The sequence below is a fragment of the Lentzea sp. genome (assembly GCF_036380075.1).
Taxonomy (GTDB): domain Bacteria; phylum Actinomycetota; class Actinomycetes; order Mycobacteriales; family Pseudonocardiaceae; genus Lentzea.
Map to the genome: position 1 here is coordinate 1 of NZ_DASVFL010000084.1, position 8,794 is coordinate 8,794.

Here is an 8,794-nt window from a genome sequence, read left to right on the forward strand (position 1 = left end):
CAGAGCAAGCCACATCAGGTCAGGGGTGTCAAACCGCCGAAAAGCGTGGCGGTTTGACACCCCTGACCTGATGCAGCGAGTGCTGGGGCACGGCTCGTGACGGGACCCACCCCACCGGAACCTCCCGTTTCAAGCCAAGAGCAAAGCCAAAAGCAGCTCGGCTTCGCCGTCGCCGTGATCGCGAGGCTACCGGGTCGCCAGTCTCGCGCACTGCAGCACGAACAGGTCCCACGGACGGCGCGGGTCGCGTCCCGTCATCGCGGTGATCCGGCGAAGGCGGTAGCGCACGGTCTGCGGGTGAACTCCCAGTCGTGCCGCCACTTCCTCGGCGGTGCCCGCCTCGAACAGCGCGTCGAGAGTTTCGAGGAGGTGGTCGTGGCCGGTCGTGATCGGGGCCAGCACGGTCGACGCCGCGCGGTCAGGGTCCGCGTCCGTCCGGCCCGCCAGCAGTGCGATCACCTCGGCGTCTCCGCGGTCGAGGACCGGCCGGTCCGCGGGTGCCCGGTCCAGGCACGCCTTCGCCAGCCGGTACCAGCGCGGTGCCTCGTTCGCGCCGATGTCCGCGAGCACGCAGCACCGTGCGGACCGGCGGTGCAGGACCAGTCGCAGGGCTTTGGCGTCGGCCTGTGCGGCGACGACTACGCCGGTTCCGTCGATGACCGCGTGCATCACGGGCTCCGACATGGCCGGCAGCACCGCCTCGACGGACGCGGGGGTGTGGAGCACGACGACGGTGAACCGCTGGGGGAGGTGCACGCCGAGCTCCCGCAGCCGGGCGACGAACGCGCCCTCGTGGGCGTGCCGGCCCAGGACGAGGTCGCCGACCAGCCGGCTGAGCGCGCGGTCGCGGTCGGTGCTGATCCACGCCTCGGCGGCCTGGTAGCCCTCGTGCAGCGCGTCGGCCAGCCTGTCGTCCGCTTCCAGCCAGACCTGGGCGAGGTCGGCCATGTCCTTGACGGTGAGCGCGTCGCCGAAGTGGTCGGCCACGTACCCCATGAACGCGCGGGCGGCGACCCGGTACGAGCGGAGGATCACCGACAGCGGCCTGCCGTCCCGCGCCCGCACGGCACCGACGCCGCGGAACCGGAGCGCGTCGGCGTCGGTCAGGGCGGTGCCGGTCGCCCACAGGTCGAGCACGCGGCCGACGTTCCAGCGGATCTGCGCGCGCACCTCGTCCAGCTGGAGCGCGTCGAGCGCCTGGTAGCCGGGGATCTCGGCGAGGATGACGCCCAGCAGGTGGTCGACGAGCGCGGCGTCGTCGCCGGTGATCCGCCGGCGCACTTGGTCGCGTGGGTCGGGCACGAGAGCTTTTTAGCAGAAGATGACAAACTTGGCTGTCTCGGACTGACAAGTCATCTGGTTCGCCGTGCGCGTGCCGAGGAGAGTGGCGCCGCAGGGTCTGGACGATGTGGAGAGTGCGCGTGGACACCGATGTGATCGTGGTCGGGGCCGGTCTGGCCGGGCTCGCCGCCGCGGCGGAGATCGCCGATGCGGGCAGGAAGGTGCTGCTGCTGGACCAGGAGCCCGAGCAGTCGCTCGGCGGACAGGCGTTCTGGTCGCTCGGCGGGCTGCTGTTCGTCGACAGCCCCGAGCAGCGCCGGCTGGGGATCAAGGACTCCCGCGAGCTCGCCTGGCAGGACTGGCTGGGCAGCGCGCAGTTCGACCGGTCCGAGGACGAGTGGCCGCGGCGCTGGGCCGAGGCGTACGTCGACTTCGCGGCCGGCGAGAAGCGCAGCTGGCTCAAGGGCATGGGGCTCAAGGTGTTCCCGGTCGTCGGCTGGGCCGAGCGAGGTGACGGCAGGGCGAACGGCCACGGCAACTCCGTGCCGCGGTTCCACATCACCTGGGGCACCGGGCCCGGCGTCGTCGAGATCTTCGAACGGCGGGTGCGCGCGCACGCGGCCACCGGGAGGATCACGTTCAAGTTCCGCCACTGCGTCGACGAGCTCGTGGTCGAGAACGGGACCGTGACAGGCGTGCGCGGCAGGGTGCTCGCGCCGAGCACCATCGAGCGTGGCCAGGCTTCTTCCCGTGATGTGGCGGGGGAGTTCGAGCTCACCGCGCAGGCCGTGGTCGTCTCGTCCGGCGGCATCGGCGGCAACCACGACCTCGTCCGCGAGTCGTGGCCGGAGCGGCTCGGCACCCCGCCCAAGACGATGGTCGCCGGTGTGCCGGCCCACGTGGACGGCCGGATGATCGGCATCACCAGGACCGCGGGTGCCCGCGTGATCAACGCGGACCGCATGTGGCACTACGTCGAGGGCCTGCGGAACTGGAACCCGATCTGGGAGAACCACGGCATCCGCATCCTGCCCGGCCCGTCGAGCATCTGGCTGGACGCGACCGGCGAGCGCCTGCCCGCACCGTACTTCCCCGGCTTCGACACCCTCGGCACGCTGGGCCACCTGCGCCGCACCGGCCACGACTACTCGTGGTTCGTGCTCACGCAGAAGGTCATCGAGAAGGAGTTCGCGCTCTCGGGCTCGGAGCAGAACCCCGACCTGACCGGGCGGGACCTGAAGCTGCTGCTCGCGAGGGCCCGCGGCAACAACCCGAACTCGCCGATCGAGATGTTCAAGAAGCACGGCGCGGACTTCGTGGTCGCGCAGACGCTGACCGACCTCGTCGCCGGCATGAACAAGGTCGGCGACTCCGAGCTGATCGACGAGACGTCGTTGCGCTCGCTGCTCGAAGCGCGCGACCGCGAGCTGACCAACCCGTTCTCGAAGGACGCGCAGGTCACCTTCCTGCAGCAGCACCGCACCTACCGCGGCGACAAGCTGCTGCGCACCGCCAAGCCGCACCGGTTCCTGGACCCGGCCAACGGCCCGCTCATCGCCGTGCGGCTCAACATCCTCACCCGCAAGACGCTGGGCGGCCTGGAGACCGACCTGTCCGGCCGGTGCCTCGTCGACGGGACGACGCCCGTCCCCGGCCTGTACGCGGCCGGGGAGGCGAGCGGCTTCGGCGGCGGCGGGATGATGGGCTACAACGCCCTGGAGGGCACGTTCCTGGGCGGCTGCCTGTTCTCGGGCCGCACCGCCGGACGGGCCGCGGCCGCCGCGATCGGCTGAGTCACCGGTCGCGGTCCTCCAGGTAGCGCGTGTGGTCGGCCTGGCGTTGCGCGTCCGCCGAGTGGAACCGCTCGGCGGTGCGCACCGCGTCGGCGTGCAGGAGGTCGAGCTGCCGCACCAGTTCCGTGCCGGAACCGCGTGCGGCGGCGTACCACCACGGCAGGTTCAGGTACGACTGCACGGACAGCGGCAGGTCCGTGCCCACGAGCCGGGTGACGGCGTGCAGCGCGTCCGGGTCGGCCCGCAGCTCGCGCGGCCGGTCCAGCACGCCGCGCAGCACCTCGGCGATCTCCGCCAGCTTCGGCGGGACCTCGTCCGGCACGCGCAGGTCCCGCACGCGCAGCACGAGCGCGTCGAGCTCCCGGCGCAGCTCGCCCGCCTCCTGTTCGGGATCGGTCACCAGGACGATCCGCTCGGGAGGGGCGGCGAGCGCGCCCACGCCGTACAGGCCGACTACGACCACCACCCAGTACGACCCGGCGAGTCCCGCGAAGTGCAGGAGCAGCCCTGCGAGCCCGGCGGTGCAGCCGGCCAGGTTCTTCCACGACGCGAGGTAGCGCAGCACCGGGTCACTGGTAGCCACGGATCTCCTTGAACGCGGCCGAGAGCGACCGGCTGCGGGCGTCGAACACCTTGCCGCCGCTCATCTTCGCGATCTGCTCCATCTCGGCCGTCGCGCTCTCGCCGAACAGCACCGGGAAGATCGGGATGCCCTTGAGGTTCGGCGGCAGGGTGGCGTGGAAGGCCTGGAAGTCGCCGACGTCCTCGTTGCCGGTGTTCTCGCCGTCGGTCATCAGCACGATCGACGTGAACCGGTCGGGGTCCGCGTCGATCTGCCGGCGCAGCACGTCGTACCCGCCGCGCAGGCTGCTGTAGATCGCCGTGCCGCCGGACGCGTCGAGCGACGTCGCGGTGGTGCGGATCTGGTCGAGCACCGGCCGCGGGTCGGTCTGCGGCACCTCGTACTGCAACGGCGGCCGCGCGGTGCTGCTGAACGGCAGCAACGTCACCTGCTCCCGCCCGTGGAACCGGCTGAACCTCCCGGCCAGCGACTCGTCGGCGCCCGTCAGCCCGGACAGCGCCTGCCGGAGGCCGTCGATGCGGTCGCCCTGCATCGAGCCGGACGTGTCGAGCACGTAGAGCGTGCGGGACGGGCGGCGCAGCTGGTCGAAGTAGGTGGTGACGAGACCGTCCACAGCGGACTGGCTGCCGGGGAAGGGCAGTTCGACGAGGTCCTTGACCGTGAACTCGCCGTTCAGCTGCACCTGCGGCGTGGTGGGGCGGCGGTGCGTCGACTCCATGATCTTGCGCTGGACGTCCGCGCTCTTCAGGTGGTCGGAGAGCTTCCGGTGCGCCTCGCGGGCGTCGGACGACGCCGACGTGAGCAGCGTGAGCGGGTAGTCCGCCGTCACCACGCCGTCGCTCGGGTGGACGAGCGTCAACGGCTCCGGCAGCGTCGCGTTGAGCGACAGCAGCACCGACTCGTAGTTGATCAGACCGTCCACTTTGGTGCCGGGGTCCTCGCCCTTCGCGCGGCGCTGGTAGGCCTCGGACAGCCAGCCCGACGAGCCCGCCGAGAGGGTCTGCGCGGAGAAGAACTCCTTGAGCTGCGGCGCGACGGCGGCGATCCTGTTCGCGTCGAGCGCGGAGCCCTCGCCGGAGAGCGCGGCGGCGACGCCGACCAGTGCCGAGAAGCCGGAGTTGGACGCGGACGGGTCCGTCATGCCGTAGGTGAACTTCCGCGCCCCGGCCGCCTGGGCGATCTCGGCCCAGCCGACGCGTTTGCCGTCCCAGCCGAGCTCCTCGACCTTGCTCGCGGGCAGGCCGAGGACGACGGGGGAGGACATCACCTTGGTCGCGGTGCCGAGCCGCTTCTGGGCGTCCGGCACGAGCTCGAGGTAGCGGTTGGAGGAGAACCAGACGGCGTCGAAGCCCTGTTCGACGGTGCCGCTCGCGACCTTGTCGGCGCCCTCGATGGTGCCGGTGAAGCTGAACTTGACGGTGACGCCGGTGGCCTTGGCGGCCTCGTCGAGGACCGGTTGCAGGTCGGCGAGCTCGCTGCCGGCGAGGACGCGCAGGGTGCCGGGGGTGGCGTCGCCGACCGGTCTGGCCGGGTCGGCCTCGTCGGAACACCCCGCCAGCAGTGCCGCGACGGCGACTACCGGGACGATGCGGCGGATCATGACTGCTCCTGGGAGTGCTGACGGCCGATGTGGTCGTGGGCGCGCCGGATCTCGGCGTCCAGCGCGGTCACCGTGCCGGACATCGAGTCGGCGGCGCGGGCCTTGAACGTGTCGATGGCGTCGATCGCCGCGTAGATCTGGTCGAACGACGTCCGCACCGCCTCGACGCCGACGGCCGGCGTCGCCGCGATGCGCTGGATGTCCTGGCCCTGCAGGGAGATCGCGGTCGCGTTGGAGCGCAGGAGCGAGTCGGTGAGCCCGCGCACGGCGTCGACCTGGTCGATCACCTCGCGCTGCCCGGCCAGTGCCGCGGCCACCGCGACACCGATCCGCAACGCCGTCACGGTGGTGCTGACCGCTCGTTCGACGCCCTTGACCAGCTCGTCGTTGTTGCGGCGCACGACATCGAGCGCCAGGTAGCCCTGCGCGCACACGGCGAGCTGGGTCAGCAGGTCCTGGTGTCGTTGGCGCAGGCCGAAGAGCACGTCGGCGCGCAGGGATTGCGCGCGGGCGGGGTCGGACAGGTCGAGGATCGCCACCTGGCGTTCCACGGCCTCGTCCATCTCGGCGGCCAGCGCGGCGTCCTGCGACAGCTTCGTCATCAGGTCCCACAGGCGTTGCCGCTCGCCCTTGATGGCGGCGTTGTCGCGCTTCAGCGCGTCCTGGCTGGACCGCAGCCTCAGCACGATCCGGTTCACCGGCTCGTCGGCGGCGCGCAGGCGGGCCAGCAGGCCGCGCGCCGCGTTGCCACCGGGGAGGAAGCCGAGGATCTTGCGGCCGGTGAGCTTCGACAGGTCGGCCGGGTCGAGCTCCTTCACCGACCGGCGCAGCTCCGCGAGGCTCGTCGACATCTGCGCGCCGTGCGGCGACGAGACGGACGCGAGCGTGCGGTCGAGCAGCCGGCCCGCGATCTGGGCCGCCACCCGCATCTCCGCCTCGCCGAGCACCAGCGCCTCGTCGGCGATGCGGCTGAAGTCGGGCGACCGCGGGTCGACGGCGTTGAGCGCGTCGACGAAGGCCGCGGCCCTGGCCGACAGCTCGGTCTGCACGCCGCTGTCTACGGGGATCAGCCCGGCGGCGCGGTCGACCGGTACGGGCTCGACCGGGTCCGGTGGCGTCAGCACGAAGTCGGTCATGTCAGTACTGCTTCGCGATGGCTTCGAGCATCCGCTCCAGCGTCTCGTGCGCGGGCGGTTCGACGACGTCCACGATCGTCTGCGGCACGGTCAGGTTCTTCTCCTTGACGACGTCGGTGAAGTACTGGGGATCGGACGTGCGGAACCCGAACGTCGCGGCGAGCTTCCCCAGCTCCGGGTCGGTCGAGAGGAGCTGCCCGACCCGGTCGCCGGTCTCGCGCAACGGCACCAGCGTGTGCTTCGACAGCACGGTCGGCGCCGGGTAGAGCAGCTTCATGCCGGGCTGGATCGTCGAGTCGCCGCGCACCACCCTGTCGACGAACTGCGCCTCGTACGCGAGCACCAGCGGCGTCTTGCCCATGCCCGCGGACAGGTAGTCCTCGAACGGCCCGTCGGAGCTGCTCTGCGTGTACCCCTGGTCCAGGAACAGCCTGGACACCACCGGCAGCACCTTGGCCTCGGCGTCCTGCGACGACACCACCCCGCCGTTCGCGACGAACGACGTGATCGCGAGGTACATCGCCGCGGAGTTGGAGTCACGCGGGTCGGTCGTCGTGACCAGCAGGTTCTTGCGCGCCGGATAGGCGGTGTTGCCGGGCAGCTGGTCCCAGCGCGTGCCCTTGGCCGCGAGGTCGAGGAATGCCTGCACGTCGAACGTCCGGTAGCCGGGCCCGGACTTGGCCACGCCCGCCTTCGTCAGCAGGTCGACGACCGGGTCGAACGTCGCCACGACCATCGGCGACGAGAACGGCGCGTACGTGCGCGCCGCCTTGCGGTCGCGCTGGATCTTCTCGGCGGCGGGCGCGGACGACGGGAACGCGAAGTCGTACACGTCCAGGTTCACCGCGGTCGCGATCTGCCGCGACCCGGCCGGATCCACCTCGACCTCGAGCCCGTGCTTCGCGAACACGTCCTTGACCCGCTGGTCGGCGAAGAAGGCGAGCTTCTCCGAGCCGATCACGCCGCGCACGGTCTGGAGCTGCTGCCGCGCGTCGTCGCCCTGCCCCAGGACGATGGCGGTCACCACGCCCACCAGCAGCACGACGGCGAGGCCGATGCCGAGCGTTCTCTTCACTGTCCACCTCTGCTGAAACCCTGTCGGGGAACAGATCTTTCGTCACTTCGACGCTGTTTCGAGGTGGGTCGTCGCAATCGTGAGATGAACACTCGATGAACGCACCGATGAGTTCTCCGGCGTCCCCTGGTCGACCTGACAGGAGAGTCCGGGAAGAGGAGGTTCGAGCGATGAAGTTCGTGACGATCGGCTACGGCGACCGCGAGGGCTACGACCGCATGGCGGCGACGGCGCGTGACGCGGCGCATGCGCACGATGACCGCCTGCGCGCGGCGGGAGCGGAGACGGGCATCGCCGGACCGCCCGTGCAGGTGCGCAACCACGGTGGTGCCGGCACGACGGTGGAGGAGGGCCCGTTCCTGCAGTCCGCGCTGCCGGTGGCGGGGTTCGCGCTCATCGAGGCGGCGTCGCTGGAGGAAGCCGTCGAGCTGGTGTCGGGAACCCCGTGCGCGGTCGGCTACGGGGTCGTGGAGGTGTGGCCGCTACAGACCACCGAGGGGTGACCTGTCGCCCACGGACCACTTGTGGCCGAACGGGTCCGTGAAGCCGCCCTGCCGGTGCGTGCCCCACGGCATCTGGTGGCTCACGACGGTGGAGCCGGCGGTGGCGCCGGCCGCCACGGCACGGGCGATGAACTCCTCGGGGTTCTCGGTGAACAGCTCGACCCGGACGCTGGTGACGTCGCCGGGAGCGGACTCCGCCGGGTTCTCCGGGTTGACCTCGTGGACGAAGAACGGCGCGCCGCCGATGTCCAGGCCGGCGACGCCGCCGAGGTTCCACATCTCCGTGGCGCCCAGGGCGGACTTGTACCAGGCGACCGCGGCGTAGGCGTCGGGGACGATCAGCATCACGGAGACGATGGGGGGCTCGGCCATGCGGTTCAGCTTGCCGGATGCCGGGCTACCGCGCCCGCAGGCCGCGGCGGACGGCGCGGGCCTCCTCGTCGAGCAGGTGGCGGGCGCGGGTGGCCCAGTCCGCGGAGATGCGGAAGCTGTCGCCCTTGAAGCGCGGGAACACGTGCAGGTGGAAGTGGAAGATCTCCTGGAAGGCCGCCTCACCGTCGGCGAGGAACACGTTGACGCCCTCGCACCGCAGCCCCGACCGGCGCAGCGCGCGGCCGACGCGGTGCCCGATGCGCCAGACGTGGGCGCTCGTGTCCTCGTCGAGGTCCTCCAGCCCCACCGCGTGCTGCCGGGGCACGACGAGGACGTGGCCGGGCGTCACGGCACCGAGGTCCATGAACGCGACCGCCCGGTCGTCCTCGTGCACCAGGCTCGCTTCGGCTTCTCCGGCCACGATGGCGCAGAACACGCATGCGTCAGTCAC

At 71.3% G+C, this 8,794-nt stretch carries 9 protein-coding genes; 2 read left to right on the forward strand and 7 right to left on the reverse strand.

The genetic code is table 11. The annotated features are described in order from the left end of the window. Window positions 1-186: 186 nt before the first annotated feature. Entirely contained in the window at window positions 187-1,302 is a 1,116-nt protein-coding gene (locus VF330_RS10875) for a helix-turn-helix domain-containing protein (protein WP_330851411.1), read from the reverse strand. A gap of 32 nt (window positions 1,303-1,334) precedes the next feature. Here VF330_RS10875 and VF330_RS10880 point away from each other — a divergent pair, with 32 nt between their 5' ends. Then, window positions 1,335-3,074, forward strand: a complete 1,740-nt coding sequence (locus VF330_RS10880; RefSeq protein ID WP_330851430.1) for an FAD-binding dehydrogenase — start codon at window positions 1,335-1,337, stop codon at window positions 3,072-3,074. Window position 3,075: 1 nt separating this feature from the next. On the opposite strand, the gene VF330_RS10885 is transcribed toward VF330_RS10880, so the two are convergent. Genes VF330_RS10885 through VF330_RS10900 form a run of 4 tightly spaced genes read right to left on the reverse strand, consistent with a single transcriptional unit; the run spans window position 3,076 to window position 7,468 of the window. After that, entirely contained in the window at window positions 3,076-3,657 is a 582-nt protein-coding gene (locus tag VF330_RS10885; protein ID WP_330851412.1) for a hypothetical protein, read from the reverse strand. Further along, window positions 3,644-5,257 carry a vWA domain-containing protein gene (locus tag VF330_RS10890; RefSeq protein WP_414675367.1) on the reverse strand — a complete coding sequence of 538 codons (1,614 nt, stop codon included), beginning with the start codon at window positions 5,255-5,257 and terminating at the stop codon, window positions 3,644-3,646. The genes VF330_RS10885 and VF330_RS10890 overlap by 14 nt, the downstream gene beginning before the upstream one ends. Next, on the reverse strand, window positions 5,254-6,393 hold the full coding sequence (locus VF330_RS10895; protein ID WP_330851413.1) for a toxic anion resistance protein: 1,140 nt from the start codon (window positions 6,391-6,393) through the stop codon (window positions 5,254-5,256). Before VF330_RS10895 ends, VF330_RS10890 begins: the two co-directional genes overlap by 4 nt. Window position 6,394: 1 nt before the next feature. Then, complete coding sequence (locus tag VF330_RS10900; protein WP_330851414.1) at window positions 6,395-7,468, reverse strand: hypothetical protein; 1,074 nt, start codon at window positions 7,466-7,468, stop codon at window positions 6,395-6,397. Between the two features lie 170 nt (window positions 7,469-7,638). Between VF330_RS10900 and VF330_RS10905 the strand changes: the two genes are divergently transcribed. After that, window positions 7,639-7,971 carry a YciI family protein gene (locus VF330_RS10905; protein WP_330851415.1) on the forward strand — a complete coding sequence of 111 codons (333 nt, stop codon included), beginning with the start codon at window positions 7,639-7,641 and terminating at the stop codon, window positions 7,969-7,971. Here the strand turns inward: VF330_RS10905 and VF330_RS10910 are convergent. Continuing rightward, window positions 7,951-8,343 carry a VOC family protein gene (locus VF330_RS10910; protein WP_330851416.1) on the reverse strand — a complete coding sequence of 131 codons (393 nt, stop codon included), beginning with the start codon at window positions 8,341-8,343 and terminating at the stop codon, window positions 7,951-7,953. The genes VF330_RS10905 and VF330_RS10910 overlap by 21 nt on opposite strands. A 25-nt stretch (window positions 8,344-8,368) precedes the next feature. Then, on the reverse strand, window positions 8,369-8,794 hold the full coding sequence (locus tag VF330_RS10915; RefSeq protein WP_330851417.1) for an HIT family protein: 426 nt from the start codon (window positions 8,792-8,794) through the stop codon (window positions 8,369-8,371).